The organism is Streptomyces sp. NPDC091280, from assembly GCF_044768565.1.
GTDB lineage: Bacteria > Actinomycetota > Actinomycetes > Streptomycetales > Streptomycetaceae > Streptomyces.
The window spans coordinates 691976-710016 of the sequence record NZ_JBIVUZ010000002.1; the positions used below are offsets into that span (position 1 = coordinate 691976).

At 69.9% G+C, this 18041-nt stretch carries 20 protein-coding genes and 2 pseudogenes; 16 read left to right on the forward strand and 6 right to left on the reverse strand.

Features of this window, described 5'->3' with window-relative positions; translation table 11 throughout:
- Positions 1–572: 572 nt before the first annotated feature.
- Complete coding sequence (locus ACIQPR_RS09685) at positions 573–1274, forward strand: methyltransferase domain-containing protein (RefSeq protein WP_403644522.1); 702 nt, start codon at positions 573–575, stop codon at positions 1272–1274.
- A 343-nt stretch (positions 1275–1617) separates the two neighbouring features.
- Positions 1618–1776: pseudogene (locus ACIQPR_RS09690) on the forward strand (UDP-N-acetylglucosamine--N-acetylmuramyl-(pentapeptide) pyrophosphoryl-undecaprenol N-acetylglucosamine transferase); the annotation flags it as partial.
- A 241-nt stretch (positions 1777–2017) separates the two neighbouring features.
- Here the strand turns inward: ACIQPR_RS09690 and ACIQPR_RS09695 are convergent.
- A complete protein-coding gene (locus ACIQPR_RS09695) occupies positions 2018–2587 on the reverse strand; it encodes a peptide deformylase (protein ID WP_403644525.1) in 570 nt (189 codons plus the stop codon).
- Positions 2584–3573: a multiprotein-bridging factor 1 family protein gene (locus tag ACIQPR_RS09700; RefSeq protein WP_403644528.1), complete on the reverse strand. Its 990-nt coding sequence runs from the start codon at positions 3571–3573 to the stop codon at positions 2584–2586. Before ACIQPR_RS09700 ends, ACIQPR_RS09695 begins: the two co-directional genes overlap by 4 nt.
- A gap of 74 nt (positions 3574–3647) precedes the next feature.
- Between ACIQPR_RS09700 and ACIQPR_RS09705 the strand changes: the two genes are divergently transcribed.
- The 4 genes from ACIQPR_RS09705 to ACIQPR_RS09720 are packed head-to-tail and all read left to right on the forward strand — an operon-like array spanning position 3648 to position 7676.
- The gene (locus ACIQPR_RS09705; protein WP_403644531.1) at positions 3648–4868 is read left to right on the forward strand and encodes a glycosyltransferase family 1 protein; all 1221 of its coding nucleotides are present in this window, start codon (positions 3648–3650) and stop codon (positions 4866–4868) included.
- Positions 4865–5572, forward strand: coding sequence for a hypothetical protein (locus ACIQPR_RS09710; protein WP_403644534.1), 708 nt, complete (start codon positions 4865–4867; stop codon positions 5570–5572). Before ACIQPR_RS09705 ends, ACIQPR_RS09710 begins: the two co-directional genes overlap by 4 nt.
- Positions 5569–6786 (forward strand): hypothetical protein, encoded by a 1218-nt coding sequence (locus ACIQPR_RS09715; protein ID WP_403644537.1) that lies wholly within the window; start codon positions 5569–5571, stop codon positions 6784–6786. The genes ACIQPR_RS09710 and ACIQPR_RS09715 overlap by 4 nt, the downstream gene beginning before the upstream one ends.
- Complete coding sequence (locus ACIQPR_RS09720) at positions 6786–7676, forward strand: hypothetical protein (protein ID WP_403644540.1); 891 nt, start codon at positions 6786–6788, stop codon at positions 7674–7676. The genes ACIQPR_RS09715 and ACIQPR_RS09720 overlap by 1 nt, the downstream gene beginning before the upstream one ends.
- On the opposite strand, the gene ACIQPR_RS09725 is transcribed toward ACIQPR_RS09720, so the two are convergent.
- Positions 7634–8170 (reverse strand): ATP-binding protein, encoded by a 537-nt coding sequence (locus ACIQPR_RS09725; protein WP_403644542.1) that lies wholly within the window; start codon positions 8168–8170, stop codon positions 7634–7636. The genes ACIQPR_RS09720 and ACIQPR_RS09725 overlap by 43 nt on opposite strands.
- A 104-nt stretch (positions 8171–8274) precedes the next feature.
- Here ACIQPR_RS09725 and ACIQPR_RS09730 point away from each other — a divergent pair, with 104 nt between their 5' ends.
- The 6 genes from ACIQPR_RS09730 to ACIQPR_RS09755 all read left to right on the forward strand — a co-directional run bounded on the left by ACIQPR_RS09730 (position 8275) and on the right by ACIQPR_RS09755 (position 12815).
- Positions 8275–9192: an FkbM family methyltransferase gene (locus tag ACIQPR_RS09730; protein ID WP_403644545.1), complete on the forward strand. Its 918-nt coding sequence runs from the start codon at positions 8275–8277 to the stop codon at positions 9190–9192.
- 222 nt (positions 9193–9414) lie between these two features.
- Positions 9415–9888, forward strand: coding sequence for a hypothetical protein (locus tag ACIQPR_RS09735; protein WP_403644548.1), 474 nt, complete (start codon positions 9415–9417; stop codon positions 9886–9888).
- Positions 9885–10406, forward strand: a complete 522-nt coding sequence (locus tag ACIQPR_RS09740; RefSeq protein WP_403644551.1) for an RNA polymerase sigma factor — start codon at positions 9885–9887, stop codon at positions 10404–10406. Before ACIQPR_RS09735 ends, ACIQPR_RS09740 begins: the two co-directional genes overlap by 4 nt.
- Positions 10406–10948 carry a hypothetical protein gene (locus ACIQPR_RS09745; protein WP_403644554.1) on the forward strand — a complete coding sequence of 181 codons (543 nt, stop codon included), beginning with the start codon at positions 10406–10408 and terminating at the stop codon, positions 10946–10948. Before ACIQPR_RS09740 ends, ACIQPR_RS09745 begins: the two co-directional genes overlap by 1 nt.
- Positions 10949–11189: 241 nt before the next feature.
- Positions 11190–12392, forward strand: coding sequence for an ATP-dependent nuclease (locus ACIQPR_RS09750; protein ID WP_403644557.1), 1203 nt, complete (start codon positions 11190–11192; stop codon positions 12390–12392).
- A gap of 63 nt (positions 12393–12455) precedes the next feature.
- On the forward strand, positions 12456–12815 hold the full coding sequence (locus tag ACIQPR_RS09755) for a hypothetical protein (protein ID WP_403644559.1): 360 nt from the start codon (positions 12456–12458) through the stop codon (positions 12813–12815).
- 549 nt (positions 12816–13364) lie between these two features.
- Here the strand turns inward: ACIQPR_RS09755 and ACIQPR_RS09760 are convergent.
- Together ACIQPR_RS09760 and ACIQPR_RS09765 are read right to left on the reverse strand one after the other, a co-directional pair.
- Positions 13365–13697, reverse strand: coding sequence for a PCC domain-containing protein (locus ACIQPR_RS09760; protein WP_403644562.1), 333 nt, complete (start codon positions 13695–13697; stop codon positions 13365–13367).
- 235 nt (positions 13698–13932) lie between these two features.
- A pseudogene (locus ACIQPR_RS09765) lies at positions 13933–14076 on the reverse strand (hypothetical protein); the annotation flags it as partial.
- A 152-nt stretch (positions 14077–14228) separates the two neighbouring features.
- On the opposite strand from ACIQPR_RS09765, the gene ACIQPR_RS09770 reads away from it, so the two are divergent.
- The 4 genes from ACIQPR_RS09770 (at position 14229) to ACIQPR_RS09785 (ending at position 17222) form a co-directional block, all read left to right on the forward strand.
- The gene (locus ACIQPR_RS09770) at positions 14229–15194 is read left to right on the forward strand and encodes a Twin-arginine translocation pathway signal (RefSeq protein ID WP_403644565.1); all 966 of its coding nucleotides are present in this window, start codon (positions 14229–14231) and stop codon (positions 15192–15194) included.
- Positions 15195–15371: 177 nt separating this feature from the next.
- On the forward strand, positions 15372–16286 hold the full coding sequence (locus ACIQPR_RS09775) for a Tat pathway signal protein (protein WP_403644567.1): 915 nt from the start codon (positions 15372–15374) through the stop codon (positions 16284–16286).
- A gap of 66 nt (positions 16287–16352) precedes the next feature.
- Complete coding sequence (locus tag ACIQPR_RS09780) at positions 16353–16841, forward strand: TrmO family methyltransferase (protein ID WP_403644570.1); 489 nt, start codon at positions 16353–16355, stop codon at positions 16839–16841.
- A 231-nt stretch (positions 16842–17072) separates the two neighbouring features.
- On the forward strand, positions 17073–17222 hold the full coding sequence (locus ACIQPR_RS09785) for a hypothetical protein (protein WP_403644573.1): 150 nt from the start codon (positions 17073–17075) through the stop codon (positions 17220–17222).
- Between the two features lie 306 nt (positions 17223–17528).
- Here ACIQPR_RS09785 and ACIQPR_RS09790 read toward each other — a convergent pair whose 3' ends face one another.
- Complete coding sequence (locus ACIQPR_RS09790; protein WP_403644576.1) at positions 17529–17903, reverse strand: SH3 domain-containing protein; 375 nt, start codon at positions 17901–17903, stop codon at positions 17529–17531.
- Positions 17904–18041: the final 138 nt, after the last annotated feature.

Consider the following 18041-nt stretch of genomic DNA (forward strand, 5'->3'; position numbering starts at 1 on the left):
GGGTCTCCGCAGGGCCGGAAATCGCCAGAAAGACCGCGATCCCGACGATGCGGTACGTGATCAAGGTGACCGCGACCGGTGGGATGCCGTACCACCATGGTGTGCCTTGTCGGACGTCCACCGTTCCTCCCTCGCCGACCGTGCGTAGTGCGCGACACAGTAGTCATGCGTCTCCTGCGTACCGTCGCCGCCCCGGCCCCGGCAGGCGATCGCTCAGCCTTCACGGTGACTTCGGCGACACAGGCCATGAGCCGTCCGCGAGCGACGCCGCTACGTCGGATGTGCTGTCATGCCGGGCGGACGGGAGCGCGGGCACCGAGGTGAGCCGGGACAGCCCGCTCGCTCAGTGTCCGAGCCGAGCCGACCCGTCATGGGCGCCTGCGGCTGGCCGACGGCTGGGAGGTCGACCTGCCGCTGTGGACGGACGCCGCCGAGTGCGGCCCCTGCCACCCCGGCAACGACTCGCACTGACCGACGGGCACGTCGGGCCCCGGCCGCAGTCGCCCGGGGTCCGACGCACGTGGGGGTGAGATTCCCCGGAACCGGCTCGGCGTCGGGTCCCGCGCGCCAGGATGGTGCGGGTGACGACCACCCCCTCAGACCTCTGGCACCACTACGGGCGCACCCGCGCCGAGCACGACCGGGAGGTTCCCGACACCTTTCGCTGGATCTGGAGCCAGGACAGCGGCCCCGGCCCGGACGTGCTGGGAGGCCTGTCGGGGCAAGTCGTCGGCGACCTCGGCGCGGGCGCCGCCCGCCATGCCGCCCACCTCGTCGTCCACCACAAGGCCGCCCAGGTCGTCGCGGTCGACGCCTCGCCGGGACAGTACGAGATAGCCTCCAGCCTGTTCGGCCACCTCGCGCCACGCCTGCGCATCGTGCCGTGTGACGCCGTGGCGCATCTGAAGACGACGGCCAACACCTACGACGTGCTCTACAGCGTCTTCGGCGCCCTCGACTTCACCGACCCCCGCGAACTGCTGCCGGCGGCGGCCCTCGCCCTGCGGCCAGGCGGTCGGCTGGCGTTTTCCACCCTTGCGCACTACGTGGGCGGCGCTCCCGCGCAGCCGGACGTCGTGTCCGCGCCTGTCCCGGCCAGGACTCCCGAGGGGGAAGTGACCACGATGAGCCGGTGGGTCCTCCAGAAGCACGTCTGGGTGAAGGTCTTGGACGAGGCCGGATTCACCGGGATCAGCGTGGACATGCTGCCGTCGCCCGTCCGGGGACCGCGCACCGCGGACACACTGCTGGTGACCGCAGCACGTCGGCCTTGATCGTTCACCCGCCCCCAGGGCGGGATAGCGACACAGCCCGCCTGACTAGGCTGTAGGCGTGATCGAGTCACGCAGGCTGCCCGGAGACCCCTCCGAACTACGCCTGCGTACCTCCTACGACGACGATCTCCTCGACACTCCGCAGGGCGACACTCTAGAGCGGTGGGATGTTGCCGTCCGTCGCGGCCGTGGGCTGGCGCGCACTGTCCCGGAACCCGCAGTAGAGGATCTGCGAGGGGACGCTGTGTGCGCAGTCGCAGCCCGGGTCTGGATGAGGCGCTCGACCCTGTGGAGGGGTTAGTCGGTCAGGGCTGGTGCCAGCCGTACGGTTCCTTCGGCCACGATCACGGCCGGGCCGCTGAGGGCCATTGTGCCGTCGCTGTGGACGGTCACCTGGAGGCGTCCGCCGCTGCGGGCGGCGATGGCGGAGCGGGCCCGTGCACACGGCCGGCCGGACGCGGCCGAGAGGCTGGTCGACGTGATCCTTTTCGCCGCGTCCGGCTGCCCCCGCCGGGGTTTACAGGTGGCGGGCGGCGGCGCCTTCTACGAGTGTGACGACCTCGGCGAAGGCGTCCGCGTCGCCGCCGTAGGGAATCGACGGAGACCCGTACCGGCAGGTCCGGGAGTACCGGCAACGGCACCCGGAGGGCCATCCGGTGGCGAACCGCATCTGGACGGACGTCCAGGACGTGCCCGAGGAACTTCTTCCCACCAGGTGAGGGCCTTGGCCGCATGGAGGTTGCCTACTGCTCGTATGCCCAGGAGCGGCCGGTCTGCCGGTACTCCTCGACAGGGAGCGGATCGACGCCGGGCTGCATGCGGCTCAGGTACAGCAGTCCGTCGAGGTGGTCGATCTCGTGGGCGATGAGCCGGGCGAGTCCCCGTTCGTACACCGTGGTGGCCTGGGTGCCGTCCAGCGTCGTGGTCTCGACCGTGATGCGCAGGGGCCGGGGGACCATGCCGCGGACGTCGAAGAAGCTCAGGCATCCCTCGTACTGCTCGTCCATGTCGTGGGAGACGTCGGTGACGCGCGGGTTGAGCAGCACGATGGCGCCGGCGCCGTCGGCGGGTGGCTGGACGACGGCGACGGCACGGCCGATGCCGATCTGCGGGGCGGCGATGCCCATGCCCTTGGCGAAGGGGTGGACCTGGGCGATGCGGTCCATGGAGGTGAACAGGGCGTCGAGGGCCTGCTCGGCGGCGTCTCGCTCGGCGGGGAGGTCGAAGGGGCGGGCCGGTTCGGTCAGGATGGGGGCGCCGTGCTGGACGACGCCGAGGTTGCGCATCTGCTCGCTGGGCCGCACCTCGGTCACTTGAACTCCCCTTGATTCACGTTCTGTTCGGGCCGCGCCCGGAATCGCCATTCGAGACGATAGCGAGCGTGCTGGGCCGGGCGGGCGGTCGACCAGGTGAACAGGCGCATGGCGCCCTCCTCCCGCCTGCCGGGGGCACTGGGCAGCGGGGACGCCTCGGCGGTCATCGACGTCTCGGTTCCCCACACCACCGGGTCGAGCGCGGCGGGGAACGCGAGGGTGACTTCCAGGTGCTCGGTCGGCAGCCGTACCGCCCGCTGGAACCAGCGGCCCCACTTGGTGTCGCTAACGGTGTACGCGTACTCGATCCACACCGAGTCGCCGGGGTAGAGCGGGAAGCGGCCCTGGTGGTTGTCGAACAGGAGCCACACCTCCTTGAAGGCGTCCCGGTCGTGCTTGGCGTCCCAGCGCATCGCCTCCCCCCGGCAGGTCGCGGTGAGGGCGAGTTCGTCCCAGGTCAGCGGGTGGGCCCGGTAGTGGGCGTTGGAGCGCTCCGGGTCGCCGGGGTAGCGGTCGACGGAGATGCGGATCAGGTAGCGGGTGATCGGGGCGTCTCCGGTGTTGCGCAGCAGTCGGCGCATGGTCAGCCGGTAGAACTCGCCGTCGTAGTCGAGCCGGGCGGCGTCGTGCTCGACGACGATCGCCGAGCCGGTGGCGTAGGGCTGCTCGGTCCGCCGCGGCGCGGGCGCGGCGGACGCCGCGGTGTTCTGGCGGGCGCGGGCCGCCTCGTACTCGCACCACTTGTGCCAGATCGCCTTGCCCGCGTTCAGCGTCTCGTCCGCGCGGCGGGCGAAGTCCTCGGTCGGCTTGTGCCGGCCGGACTCCACGTGGCTGACGTAGGAGGGGTGGAAGCCCATCTGTTGGGCGAGTGTCTTCTTCGCCAGTCCGCGCACCTCGCGCCAGTAGGCGACCTCGGCGGCGAAGTTCGAGGCGGCCTGTTCCACGGTGGCGGCCTGTTCCACGGTGATCGCGTCCTGCGCGTCCATCAAAGCTCCCGCCCTGCCTGGGTGTTGAGTGCGTGAGTGAACCGTGAGTGAGGACAGTTCACCATTCTGTCGCCATGCCCGCTGCCGGTTTCCTCCCCTTTACCGGCCCGACCCTCGCGGCCGGTGAGAGGGGATGCGCGATGCGCGTGCTGTATCTGCTCAACGTCTCCAACCCGAACCGGCTGTCGGCCGACAGCGGCTTCACGTTCGCCGACCTGCTCGCCCCGGCCCTGACGGACGCCGGGGTCGAGGTGACCGTGGCGGCCCCGGTCCCTGCGGGAGACCGCAGGGTGGGGTTCGAGCCCACCGTGTCGCCGGCCACGAAGTACCGGGCCCGCTTCGACCCCGGCGTGTGCGGCCTGGCGGACCTGGTCCGGCGTACGCGGCCGGAGGTGGTGGTGGCCAATCAGATCGAGACCGCCCCTGCTGTCCGGGCGGCCCTGCTGGAGGCAGGCAGGGACGCGCTGATCGCCGGGTACTGCCACTACCTGCCGTTCTCCTTCACCGACGGCGGGCGGCTGGTGGCGGACCCGTCGCTTGACGACGGCGGGCTCGGGCACAGCGTGATGCTGGCCTTCGCCGCCGGTCTTGCGGCGTGCGACCGCGTGCTGGTGCACTCCTCGACCTCCGCGTCCTGGACGACGGCCGCCGCCGCCCGGATGGGCGTGGAGCTGGCGCAGAAGCTGCACGTCGTGCCCGCCCCCCGCGACGGGCGTCTGGTGCGTGACCCTGCCGAGGCCGCCGCCCCCGAGGGCCGGGCGAGGGCCATCTACGGCCACCGGCTCTATGCGCACTACGGCACCGACCGGTTCGCCGCCCTGGCCCGCCGCCTGGTGACCGAGGCGCCGGTGGAGCTGACCGTGCTCGACCTGTTCGGCACCCGCAGCCCGGAGCGCGTCCGTCTGGACCCGAGTCCCGAACGGCACCGCGATCAGCTCGCCGCCCTCGACGGGGTCACGATCGCCTCCGACCGCGGCGACCGCATCCGCTACCGCGACCTGCTGGCCGGCGCCCACTTCGGGATCGCCCCGTTCCGCGCGGGCTGTCCCTGGTCGATGTCCGTCATCGACTGCCAGGGCATGGGCCTGCCGGTCATCGCCCCGCGCACCGGGTGGCTCGCCGAGCACATCGATGAGGACCTCCTCTTCGACACCGCCGACCAGGCCGTGGCCATCGCGACCCGGCTCGCCACCGACAGCGAGTTCTACCGGGTGCACGCCAAGCTCGCCCACGCCGCCACCGCCGACCTCACCCCCGCCCGTGTGGCGGCCCGCTACCTGGAGGCCCTGCGATGACCGTGCCCTTCGACGCGGTGATGCTGTCCTACGACGAGCCGCGCGCCGACCAGCTGTATGACCGCCTCCAACGGGTGCTCGGCATCCGTGTGAAGCGGCTGCACGGTGTGGAGGGGATGCGCCGGGCCTACCGGCTGGCCGCCGAGGTCGTCGATCGCGAGCAGTTCCTGCTGGCCGACGGCGACTTCGTCCTCGCCTCCGAGTTCGCCCTCCGCGCGGTCGAGCCCCTGGCGGACGGGGTGTCGATGCGGGTGTGGCGGGCCCGCAACCCGCTCAACGGCCTGATCTACGGCTACGGCGGGCTCAAGCTGATCCGCCGCTCGGCGCTGCGGGAACTCGGCGAGGCGGTCGACGTCCTGGCCGCGCTGCCCGGCCGGTGCGAGTTCACCGCCGACATCGCCGGAACCACCCGGATCAACCAGTCCCCGTATCACGCATGGAAGGCGGGCTTCCGGGAGTGCGCGATGCTCTCGCGCGGCAGCGAGTACGGCATGGGCGATGCCGAGACCGCCGAGCGGATCGCCGCGTGGATCGCGGGCGGGGAAGGCGAGTTCGCCGCCTTCGCCGTCGCCGGGGCACGCGAAGGGGTCGCCTTCGCCCATGAAGCGGCCCGTGTCCCGAAGCTGTTCGACCAGCTCAACGACCCTCGATGGCTGTCCGCGCGGTTCACCGCCGTTCACGGCGAACAGGCCATCGCCGGATGAGGGCCCCGGCCGCCCTGGTGCTCATCGAGCCCGGTGCCCACCGGCCGGGCGGACACCGCGACCGGGCCCTGACCGCGCTCGCGGCCGTACACGGCAACGTGGTGGTCATCGCCCCGCACGGCGTCGCGGAGGCGACCCGGGCCGCTCTGGAGGTCGCCGGGGCCCGCGTCACCGGCCCCGCCGGGGCGGCGCCGGCGGTACTGGCAGCGGCCGGGACGTACGCCGCGGCGCTCGCGGCGGCCGGGCGTCGCGCGTTCTCCTCCCGCCGCTGGCCCCGCGCCGTGCGGCGCCTCCCGCACCAGGTCATGGCCCTGTCGCGTTGCCTGACGGAGGCCGCATGCGTCCGTACCGGCCGCCGCCTCACCGGCCCGGCGGCCACGGTGGTGGTGCTCAGCGCCAGCGAGGCCCTGCACGGTGCCGCCGGGCTCCTGGGCGGGCGGCACCTGCGGTTCGTGCACGAGCTGGTCACCACGGAGGACACCGCGCTGCGGGTCCTGGGACGCCTGGCCCGCCGTGGTGAGCGGCGGGTCGTGGTCCTCGCCCCCACCGGCGCCGTACACGACGACCTGGCCCGCCGCTTCCCCCGACTGCCGCTGAAGGTCCGGCCGTTCGCCGTCGCCGACCCGCAGGACCGGCTCACCGACACCGACCGGCAGCGGGCCCGGGAAGCCTTCGGCATCCCGCCCGACGCGGCATCCGTGTGCCTGGTCGGCGGCTGGTGGCCGTACAAGGACCCCGACGTCACCGACGCCGCCCTCGCCCGCCTCGACGCCCCCCTGCACGTGCTCGTCGCAGGGGGCCCGCCCGCTCACGCTCTCCTGAAGAGGTGGGCGGCGCTGCCGCACGTCCGACTGCACGTGTGGCCCGGACCGCTGCCCGAGACGGTGATCCGGGACGTGTACGCCGCCTCCGACGCGGCGCTGGTCGCGCGGCGGCCCGGGGTGGCCAAGGAATCGGGGCTGGTGGTCGACGCCGTACGCCTGGGTGTTCCGCTGATCGTCTCCGACCACGACCCGGTCCTCACCAAGACCCTGGCCGGCCACGGCTGGGTCCGTCTCTTCCCCGCCGGAGACGGTGCCGCCCTGGCCGACATCCTGCGTGACCTCGCCTGGTCCCCGCTGCCCCGTCCCGCCGCGTGCGCGGGCGCCGACCTCGGCGTGCCGACGGCCGCCGCCCAGGCCGTGTTCCTCACCGAGCTGAAGGAGTCGTGCTGATGCCTGACCTGCCCCCGCTGATCGCCGTCGTCGGAGCCGTCGAACCCGCCCTGCTCACCGCCTGGGTCACCCACTACCGCACGCTCGGCATCGAGCGGTTCCACCTCGCCTTCCACTTCCCCGACCACGTCACCCCCGACCAGCGCCACCAGGTGCAGGAGGCCTGCCGGGAACTGGGCATCACGACCGGCCTGGTGAGCTGCGGGCCGTGGCACGAGGACACCAACCCCCGGCTGCGGGACGCCCTGCGCGAGCGCGCCGGCGCCGGGTGGCACCTGCTCGCCGACTCCGACGAACTCCACACCTACCCCGCCCCGCTGGACGAGGTGATCGCCGCGGCGGAGGAGTCGGGGACCGGCACGGTGGGCGGGCTGATGCTCGACCGGGTGACCGCCGACGGCTCCCTGACCGGCTGGGAGCCGGATGTGGGCCTCGACACCGCGTATCCGCTCGGCGCCTTCCTCACGCACCACCTGCTGCGCGGCGACCCCCGCAAGATCGTGCTCGCGCACTCCAGCGTGGCCGTGGCGTCCGGCAACCACCGCGCCGAGAGCCACCGGCCCGCCAACCGGCCGCCCATCGTGGTGCACCACTTCAAGTGGCGCGACGGTGTCCGCCGGGATGCCGAGCGGCGCGCGCAGCACTCGGCAAACGGCACCTGGAAGACCGCCTCACCGGCCCGGCTGGCCGAGGCCCGGCGGCTCCTGGACCACCTTCAGCGCCACGGCGGGCGGATCGCCGTCGGCTCCGCACGCCTGAACTTCCGGCCCGTCTCACTGGCCACCGTGCCCGACTGGTGGACGACGGAGGCCACCCGGCTGGTCGCCACCTGGCGGCCCCCAGCGGGTCAGACCGAGCCGGGCACGACGATGTCCTCGCCCTCGTCGTGAGGGACCTCGAAGCGGGCGTAGAAGTCGTCCAGCGCCGACTCCGTGACCATCAAGGCGTTGGCGTCCTCGCGCTCGTTGCGCTCCTTCAGACGGCGCAGCAACTCACCGCGGGGCACCGGGAAGTACAGCACCCGGGGACGGCCGCCCGCCGCGATGACCAGCTTCTTCCACTCCTCGCGGTCCGAGCGCAGCCACAGCCCGTGATCCAGCACCACATCCCGCCCGGCCGCGACCAGGGCCACCAGTTCCTCGCGGACCTCGGCGACCACCGGCGCCTCCAGCTCGAAGTACCGGCGCTCGGGGTAGTCGACGCCGTAGCGGCCGTGCCGCTCGTGCACCCGCTCGTCCACCGACAGCCGCACCGCCCCGACCGGCTCCAGGTGCCGCTTCGCGTAGGTGGTCTTGCCCGACCCGGTCAGCCCGACCAGGAGATACACCACCGGCCCGGTCTCCTGACCGAGGTCGGCCGCCTCTGCGGACGCCGCCGTCTTCACCCGCGTTCCTCCTCCGTCCGCCGGAATGCTCCCGCGCTCCAGCCTGCCACCCTCTATCCCGCCGCGCGGCCGGATCGGTCACGCCCCTGCCCGGGAGGCCAGCCGTGATCCCCCCGCCCCTGCTGCACGCCCTGCGCGCGTACCTACGGCACCTGCCCGGCGGCCCCGGCACGCCCCAGCTGGCCACCCGGCTGAGCGACTACCTCAAGCACCACCCCCTCACGACGACCGCCCGCACCGTCGACGGCGCGGTCTTCCCCGTGGTGACCAGCGACGTCATCCAGCGCTACCAGTGGCTGTTCGGAGTGTGGGAACCGCACCTGACCGCCTGGATGCGCTCCCGCCTCGCCCCCGGCGACCTGCTGGTCGACGCGGGCGCGCACACCGGCTACTACACGGTGCTGGCCTCCCGCCTCGTCGGACCCGCCGGCCGCGTCGTCGCCATCGAGCCGTCCCCCGTCTTCCACCAGGCCCTGACGGCGAACATCGCCGCCAACGGGTGCGGCGGCAACGTCCGCACCGTCAACGCCGCAGTCTCCGAAACCCCGGGGCGGCTCACCTTCTACCTGGAACGCGACACCAACCTCGGCGGCACCACCGCCGTACGCCCACGCACCGTGGAAGCGACCTTCGAAGCCGACGCGGCACCGCTGCCGACCCTCCTCACAGCGGAGGAACTCGCCGCCGCCCGGCTGATCAAGATCGACGTAGAGGGCGGGGAAGCCGCCGCCGTACGCGGGCTCGTTCCCGTCCTGGACAGTCTGCGGGACGACGCCGAACTGGTCGTTGAGGTCACTCCCCGGACACTGGCCAAACAGGGCCAGACAGTCGACGACGTCCTCGAACCCCTGTGTGACCACGGCTTCCACCTCTACCGACTGGCCAACGACTACGCGGCGGCGAGCTACCCGGCTGCCCTGCGCCGACCCGCGCCGCCAGTCCGCTGGCGCATGCCCGTCACGGAGATGAGCGACCTGGTCTTCTCCCGCCTTGACGCCGAGACGTTGCCGTCGAAGCCCTGATACCAGGACCACACGGCGGCCTACAAGGGGGTCCGCTCCCGAAGCTGCGGAAGTGACAAGTAGCTCTCTGTGTCACCTCTAACCAGGGCCAGAGCAGTTCGACGCTCGGTGGCGTTCCCGGCCGGTTGGAATGCCCGCCGAGCCCGTCCAACTCGCTGACCTGCTCGTTCGTCATGTGACGCCCACCAGAAGGCAGTTCACAGACCTGATTCTCAAAAAATCTTGGAAGACGCCCCCACCGATCTGCTCGCTGGCGACTTGTCCATGGTGAAACGTCGGCCACGAGAGCGAGAGATCCAGATGGGACTGTTGGACATCGCCACGAGCTTCTTCCGTCGCGGCGGAGGATTCTGGGGATACATGACTGAGCGGAACAAGAGCCGCACGGCCATCGAGCTTGAGCGCGAGCGCAACGCCGCCACCGCGAACGTCATCCCGATGCTGAAGCCCGGTGTCGACTTCATGGAGTCCGAAGAGGGGGGGCGCACCAGGGTCATCCGCGTCGCCCCGACTCACCACGACGGTGACTCCCCCAACGGTTCCGGCCCGACCGGGACTTCGCTGGCGGGAGACAGCAACCACACCAGCACACCGGCGTCTCCGCCGGCCCTTGGCCCCGGCGCCAGCACCGGCTCCGCCGTGCTGCCGATTCACCACCTGCACGGTGATCACCCGATGGGTGAGCCACGCCAGTGAATGAGAAGGAACAGTACGACAACGAGGTCATCGACCTGTTCCGTGAGCACAGGGGCACGTTCGAGACCTTCCTCCTCCGCCGGAGGATCCCGCCCCCGGTCGCCGAGGAGATCGTCAATGACATCTTCGTCGCGCTTCGCCTGCATTGGCACCGACTGAGAAATCAAAACGTCCTGGCCTACGCCTACACGATGGCGAAGAACGAGTGCCGCGCGTGGTGGAGACAGGAGGGGAAGTACGAGCAACTCCGCGTTCACGGAGATGTCGACGTCCCTGACGACCGTGACGAATACCAGAAGATCATTAACCGGATCTACCTCGGCCAGGCACTCCAGGAACTGTCACCTCGCGAGCGCGAGGCCATTCAGATCCGCTTCATCAAACAGAAGAGCGTCAAGGAGGCCGCCGACGACATGGGGGTGTCCGGGGGTGCAGTCAAGGGCTACACACGGGACGCCCTGCGGAAGCTTCGGGAGAGGGCCGACGGACAGATCGGCAGGAGTGGGGAGGAGGAGTAGTGAACAAGGACAATGACAAGGAAGCGATTCGCTCCGAGGAAGAGCGCGTCGCGTCGTTCATGCAGGCTCTGCAGAGGATGCACGACGATCCGGCTGAGGTCGCCCGCATCGAGCTGATGATCGAGGAGGCCGAAGCGGGGCTTGCCGATGAAGTCGGAGAAGACCAACCGCTAGTCGTCCACATCCACAACGAAGGTCATCTCGACTTCACGGCTCCCCGTCACGTCGTCGAGCCGCCGCCCGTCGCTGCTGCCTCTGATGACCGATCCGAGCCTTACGCCGAGCCGACAACGAACAGGGGTCTCAGGTCCTCGGCGACTGCCGCATTCCCTCTCGCCCTGATGAGCTTCGTCGTCATCCACTCCATGCAGGAAGGGCGCGCATCTCAGTGGCTCACGGCAGTTCTGTCCGCCGTCTTCATGCTCACGGCCGCGGCTCTCACCCTCATCAGAGCGGTGACCGACCGCGAGATGCAGTCACGCCAGCGGGGCATCTGGAGGGTCCGGGGCAAGACGCGAGCACGAGAACTGAACCGTCAGTAACCGATGACCCTGGCCATGGGCCGCAGCTGAATCGCTGCGGCCCGCAGCCTTGGCCGAAGAAACTGATCATTTAGAGCCTGAACGCGGTGCCCTACCGTCGTCATCCACACCCACCAGCCGAAGGGATCTTCAGCAGACAATTCGTACGGCGTTGTCAGTGGGGGGCGCTACCCTCAGATCCAGCTCAAAAGAGTCGGGAGAGCTCACGCGAGGTGAGCGAGCACTGCTCAGCCTCCTGGACATGGCAGGAGTCTCGCCGGAGGACTTCAAGGACTCCGACCAGCACGAACGACTTCTCCGCGAGCTGGAGAACTCCGGCAACGTCATCTCGGACGAGGTCTTCGAGTACTGGTCGCAGAACACCGAGCTGGAAGTCCAGCTGAAGGTCCTGCCTCCCGAAACCGGGGCCCAGCCGCCCTTCCACGAGGGACCGATCCTCCAGGTCCGCGTCTTCAACCGCCGCCACCGCGCGTCAGTGCCCTTCGACGACCGCTCCCGCGGATTCGTCTGGTTCTTCTCCTTCCTCGCCTACTTCAACGAGCTGGAGGCGGCGGGCACCACCGACCTGATCCTCCTCCTGGACGAGCCGGGACTGTCCCTCCATGGCCGGGCCCAGGAAGACCTACTCCGACTGATCGACGAGCGGCTGGCCCCCAAGCACCAGGTCCTCTACACCACTCACTCCCCGTTCATGGTCGACCCCGACCACCTCCAGAGGGTCCGGACAGTCATCGACATGGAGCGCGGCGGCGCGAAAGTCTCCTCGGAGATCTTCAAGGCCGACGAGGACACCGCCTTCCCGCTGCTGGCGGCGATGGGCGTCGAGATGACCCAGACGCTGTTCGTGGGCGAGCACACCCTGCTCCTCGAAGGCCCAAGTGACCTGATCTACCTCGATGTCCTCACGGATGTCGCCGAGGCGAACGGGTCCACCGGACTCGACCCGCGCTGGGTCAAGACGCCCATCGGTGGCTCCGGCAAGCTGTCCACCTTTGTGACTCTCCTGGGTGCGAACAAGCTGAATGTCGCCGTCCTCGTCGACTCCAGCACCAAGGACGTCGGAGCCGTCCAGCGACTGCGGGACAACGACCAGCTCGCCAAGAACGGACTCGTCGAGATCAGCGAGTTCACCAGCACGGCCGACGCGGACATCGAGGACCTCTTCGACCGGGACTTCTACCTCGAACTCGTCAACCGGGCTTACACCTCCGAGCTCACCAAGCCGATCACGGCCTCCGAGCTCAACGCCAAGGACCCTCGCGTCGTCCGGCAGATCGAGGTGGTGTTCAAGAAGCGAAAGATCGCCAGACGCTTCAACCACTACAGGCCGGCGGGGGTTCTCCTCCGTGAGCAGGCAACCCTTGCCCCGCGCATCGACGCGGCGACGATCGCGCGCGCCGACCAGCTGTTCACGCGACTCAACTCCCTGCTCCCGAAGCGCTGAGTTGAGTCCAGCCTGAGCGTCGCCTTGCCCGGCGTTTTCTCCTCCGAGTTCAACAAGCAGAACTTGACAGGGAATCCGGAGCACAAGGGGCACACGCTGTACTGCGGGCTGACGCTGGAGCACTTCACCGACCGCCGCAAGGTCGCCCGGGCCTCCGCCGCCGGCCGCACCTACACCCGGGACGAGGCGGCTGCCGCCCTCGGGCTGCGTACCGCCGACTTCGACCACCCTCTGCGCGCGGGCCTGCTGACCCACTCGGACACCAGCGTCTCCGCCTGGCACAAGGGGGTCGTCATCCGGCTGTACCGGCAGGCCGACCTCGAGCGGGTGCTGCGCTCCTCCCGGATCGACTGGTCGACCGTCCGCGCGACACCAAAGGGCCACCAGTCCCCACTCGCCCAACTCCCCACGAAGACACAGTGACCGATGTGGCGAACATCGCGTACCTACCGGGGTAGGGCGGCTCTGGGTTTCGCGTACGGAGTCGGTACGGCGGGGGCAGTTCGTTCGTTGGGTGGCTTGTCTGGCGGCTAGCCCATCGCTGATCAAGCAGAAGCTGAGGTCGTCGGGGAAAGTCTTCTCAGTGTTTCCTGCGGCACGACCGTTCCTGCGAACGCCGCGGGTGGCCCCGGCACCGCGTGGTGCCGGGGCCACCTGTTTGGTCCGTCGGGCCACCGGAAGAGGTGCACCGAGGTCCTGAACTTGTCCTCCATGGACTTACAGAGGGTGTCACCGGTGACCAGCGAGCGGCGCAGGTCCTCGGCGAGGGTGATGCACAGCCCGTCGCCCAGGGAGAGCATCCCGCCGTAATGCTGCCGATCGCGAGTCGTGGCCGTTCCTTGTCAGCACATTCTCACCTCTTAAGAGGTGAGACTCTGGGATGAGTGCACCCCGGAGTCGCCGTGCCACGGCGCTCCTGAGGAGGTTGCCTACCGCCCGTACGCCCGAGACCGGCCGGTCTGCCGGTACCTCTCAGATGACGGGCAGGAGGTAGGCGCGGGCGAAGTGGGTGCCGATGACGGCCTCGTGGAGGTGTCCGGCGACAGCGCGGTCACCCTCGACGCCCATCACGACGTGGAGGTGGACGAAGCCGTTGCGGATCTCGCCGCCGCCGGTCATCTCGCCGGGCCGGTCGTACTTGGTGATGTTGTCCTTGAGCGCGTCGCCTTCGGGCATGGTCGAGACGGTGAAGGAATCGACGCCCCCGATCAGGGAGACGATCGCCGCGTCGGTGATGCCCAACTCAGCGGCCTGGCGGTTCAGCTCGGTAACGAGTTCACTGTCGGGGACTTCAATGACGATCACGCGGGACTCCGTCCGATCATGGGGCTCAGCTCCCGCAGCATGACCGAGGAGCACCAACGGGCGCCAGAGTCGCGGGGGTTGAGGGACTCTCTCGCGAAGCGGGTGGCGAGGAAGTCCGCGCGGTGCGCGTACGTGGCGGACGCGGTCCGCGAGAGCTACGGGGCGATGCGCGAACTGCTCGCCGAGTTGAGCTGATCAGGGCGCGTTGCGGGCGGTGCGGGGCGACCCGGACGCGGATCTGCTGGGCGAGGAGGTCGGCCCGCTGTTCCACCTCGGCGGCGTCCGGGCCGGTGACGACGAAGGCGCCCGGCCGCTCGGCGTTGACGCCTGCGGGGTTCATGAGGCCGCCGATCGCTGCACGCCAGCGTACGAATGGCACCCCCCGGCCCCGGTGTCGGGAACCCGGTCAGGGAGGTGAGGTATCCGGCGTACGGGGCACGCTGCCTGTGGTGCAGCACCTGCGCGTTGCTGCCCTCCCTCCGCTACGGTCAGCACCAGCGCGAGGAGACGACCATCGGCCGAAAGGGATCCATGACGACCGCCAGCGGGCTGCCCGCCATCCGTGAATCCGTCCAATGGGCCCTCATGGACGCGCCCGGAGGCTCCCCGGCCCTCGTCGAGCTGGCCGAATCGGCCGTGGAGCACTACGCCCTCAACTACAGCAAACACCCCCCGGCCGTCCTGTTCGACGAAGTCCGGGGCACCCGAAACCTGCTGTCCAACTCCGTCGCAGCCGCTGAGCCCGAGATCGGCCAGAGCCTCCGCCGCCAAGTCGGCTGGCTCTCCGCCCTCCTCGGAAACCTGTGCTTTCACCTGGACGACCGGCCAGGTGCGCGGGCACACCTCACCCTCGCCTCCACCTTCGGCCAGTCCACCCAGGAGCCGGCGCTGACCGCCTGGGCCAGTGGGGCGCTGTCCATGGTTGCTGCCGCGCGACAGGACTGGGACCACGCCCGCGGACACGCCGGTTACGGCCTCCAGCACGCGCCAGCGGGCCTGCGCCGCGCCCAACTCCTCGGCTGGGCCCTCCTTCCCGCACTGGCCGCTCTCGACCGGGCGTCGGAGGCCGATGACGTCATCGCGGAGAGCGACTCGATCATGGCGTCCGGCGTAGAGATGCCCGGCCGCTTCGGATACGACCTCGCAGAGCACCGTCTCCACGTCGCTGAGGCGTACCTGACGCTCGAACGAGGCGACCGGGCCGCCGATGTGGCCCGCCAGTCGGTGGCTGCGGCACCGGAGCAGACCCCCGGCTGGGTGGCTGCCACCCTCGTCCTCGCACTCGCAGAAGCCCGCGACGCCCCTGAACAGGCCGCCACCCGCGCGCTCGGAGTACTCGACCTCATCCCACCACCCCGCCTTCGCGCGACCTCCCGCCATCGCCTGGCGCGACTCGGCCGCCTGCTCGATGGCGCCACGGCCACTCCAGCAGCTGAACTCACCGAGCGCCTGCGAACTCTCCCGGAACCGATCCGCCCTGACGGGACAGCCGCGTAGCCGCCCAGGGTGGTGCAGAAGCCGCACCTCCAGTGCGGGACGCTCTGAGCGAGTTGCCACAGGCGCGGCGCACTTCTCGTGTCTGCCAGTTACGACCTCCGTCGCGCAGTGCCACTGGGTGAGCGAGCTGGCTGCCCCGAGATGACAGCGGGGTGCGCGTGCGGGTGGTCGGCGCCGGTGACGGCGCGCGAACGAGACGTCCGCGAGATGTGCGACTTCCTCTCCCGCCGAGACCAAAAACGCGGAGGGCGCGCCGGACGCACCGCCCTCGTGGCGTACCTGCGCACGGACGTCGCCGACCTTCTCAGCGGCCACTTCCCGACCGAGGACATCCGGCGCAACATGACATCGGCCGCCGCGGAACTGGCTTACCTCGCCGGTTGGACTGCCTTCGACGGGGGCGAACACCCCCTCGCACTGCGCTGGTTGACCGCCGCGACCAATCTCGCGGAAGAGGCCGGCGACGCTCCTCTGGCCGGCCACACGCTGCGCGCCATGGCCCACCAGGCGGTCGACCTCGGGAAACCACAACAGGCTGTGCGGCTCGCCGAAGCGTCGCTCTCCAGACGCCGATACGCCCAGGCCTGCTGGCGAGAACGCTCGCTACTCGGCGTCGTTTACGCCCGAGGCCTGGCCGCCAGCGGCGAGAAGAAGGCCGCTGTCGCCGCCCTGCTCCAGGCCGAACGCGACCTCAACCGCGCCAGTGCCAGCGACGACGAGCCCAACCGCGTGTTTTTCTTCGGCGAAGCCAGCCTCGCGCACGAGACCGCAGCCGCACTGCGTGACCTGGGCGATCTCCCAGGCTCCGAACGGCAGTTCCGCCACAGCGTCCGGACTCGCCGCGGTGAGTTCACCCGAACTCACGCCGTGACCCTCGGATACCTCGGGGCTGTACAGGCTCAGCAAGGCCACCTCGACCTCGCCTGCGAAACCTGGAACCAGGCACTCGATGCCATGGCCGGCGTTCAGTCCGGGCGAGCTCGCGAGACCGTCGTACAGATGCGCCGGGCCTTGTCGCCGTTCCGCGGCCGGGCAGGGAGCCGTGCCGCCGAACTCGACGCAAGGGCGCGGACAGCCCTCGGCGTAGGCTGACGCGGCCAGAACGACGATCGTGGCAGGTGCTGCGACTGCCACCCAGATCAGACGTAAGGGGCCTTCGTGTCCGACGAGTTCATCCAGGTACCGGTGATCGGCCGAGTCGTTGGCGGCCACACCGGCCGTCGCGACGACTTCAAGGGCGGAGTCGAGTCGATCATCCGCCTGAACCCGGAATTCCCCGTGGAGACCTTGAAGGGCGCCACCGAGTTCAGCCACCTTCAGATGGTGTGGCAGTTCAGCGAACGCTCGCCTGAGGACGTCGCGCTCCACGCCCGGAGCCCACGCGACAACCCGGCGTGGCCCGAGACCGGAACCTTCGTTCACCACAATCATCGGCGCCCGGCCGGCCTCGGAGTGTCCTTCCCCAGGCTGTTGCGGATCGAGGGGCTCGACGTACACGTGACCGACCTGGATGCCGATGACGGCACACCCGTCATCGACTTGGTGGTCGTGTTCCGGGAGTTCCTGCCGCGCGGACCAGTCACACAGCCGGCGTGGCCCGGCGAGATGCTCAAGGACTACTGGGCCGATCCCGAGCAGCGACCGTAACTCGAAGTCGTTCAACACGCGCTTCCGCTGGCTGACCGACCTCGACTTGGGACCGCAGGAGTCGTCGGAGGATCTGCTCGACCTGGGCAGCGCGATGCCCGCCGCCGTGTCGAGGTCCCCCAGCCAGAGGTACCGGAGGGCGTAGGCCAGGCTTCGGGCGCGCGCCGGTGGCAGGACGGCTTCGTGGACCAGGACGCCGATTAATTCGGCTGCGTCCGGTTCGAAACGCTCGTGGATGCGGTCAAGCTGCTCGACGACATCCATCGCGAGGACCTGCAGTGCGTCGACTCGGTCGTCGTCGGCTTCGCTGTGCGGGGTGACCTGGATGGGGCTGGCAGTGTTGATGCGCGTGCGCGGGGTCCGGAGCAGACCGTCCAGTGAGTGCGCGTCGTCGTTGTCCTCGCGCATGACCGGGGGGACGTCCGGTGCCGTTCGCCACAGCACGCACTCTCAGCTCGGACCCCTACTCCGCCCCCGGCTGCCAGCAGCTCCTGCACGTCGACCTCGCCGTCCCTTTCCTGCGGCTGGCTGCCCAGTCGTTGGCCCGGGCCAACGACTGGGCAGATCCTGTGCCGTATCCAGGCGGCGAGCCCGGTGCTGGCTCCGTCAGAGGGGGCACAGGCCCCCATACCGGGCCTCCGGGGACCGGTCAGTACGAGTCGGAGGGCCGGTCGGCGGCCCGACTTCCTAGCAGCGCTTGGTCGAGCCGCCGTCGTCGAGGTTGAAGTCCCAGATCCACCCGGAGAGCCCCAAGGGAACGTCCAGCCGGGCGTGTGTCCAGGTGTTGCCTGCGCTGTTCACCACATAGCAGTCGTACTGGAGTTTGCTTGCGGAGTAGACAGTGCCATTGACCGAGCAGTGGGAGCTGGGGCCCTTCCGCAGCGGGGCCGAGGGCGGCAGGGCATTACCGGTGCCGCTGTCCTTGTTCGACCATGAGTGCGTCCTGCACGAGGAGAGCGCACCAGTGGAGGCGGCGCTTGCCACGGGCGCAGTGATGAGTGCGAGGGGTCCGAGGAAGAGCGGAATCGCGATGGCGAGTACGGTCCGGTGTTTTGTGTTCATGTGTCTGTCTCCATGGGCTGGTTCTCGGTTGGTGAATTCAGAGGCGGCCAAGCTGCGGTGCGCGGCGGTGGCCACTCCTGCTCCCCGGTGTGCTGCCTGCCACGGACAGCACACCGGGGAGATTCGGGGCCCGCGCGA

Bases quoted from the DNA above. Each gene is read 5' to 3' on its own strand.
- ACIQPR_RS09685 (WP_403644522.1), top strand. From the start codon at position 573: ATGGTGCGGGTGACGACCACCCCCTCAGACCTCTGGCACCACTACGGG.
- ACIQPR_RS09700 (WP_403644528.1), bottom strand. From the start codon at position 3,573: ATGGACGCGCAGGACGCGATCACCGTGGAACAGGCCGCCACCGTGGAA.
- ACIQPR_RS09705 (WP_403644531.1), top strand. From the start codon at position 3,648: ATGCCCGCTGCCGGTTTCCTCCCCTTTACCGGCCCGACCCTCGCGGCC.
- ACIQPR_RS09710 (WP_403644534.1), top strand. From the start codon at position 4,865: ATGACCGTGCCCTTCGACGCGGTGATGCTGTCCTACGACGAGCCGCGC.
- ACIQPR_RS09715 (WP_403644537.1), top strand. From the start codon at position 5,569: ATGAGGGCCCCGGCCGCCCTGGTGCTCATCGAGCCCGGTGCCCACCGG.
- ACIQPR_RS09720 (WP_403644540.1), top strand. From the start codon at position 6,786: ATGCCTGACCTGCCCCCGCTGATCGCCGTCGTCGGAGCCGTCGAACCC.
- ACIQPR_RS09750 (WP_403644557.1), top strand. From the start codon at position 11,190: ATGGCAGGAGTCTCGCCGGAGGACTTCAAGGACTCCGACCAGCACGAA.
- ACIQPR_RS09770 (WP_403644565.1), top strand. From the start codon at position 14,229: ATGACGACCGCCAGCGGGCTGCCCGCCATCCGTGAATCCGTCCAATGG.
- ACIQPR_RS09790 (WP_403644576.1), bottom strand. From the start codon at position 17,903: ATGAACACAAAACACCGGACCGTACTCGCCATCGCGATTCCGCTCTTC.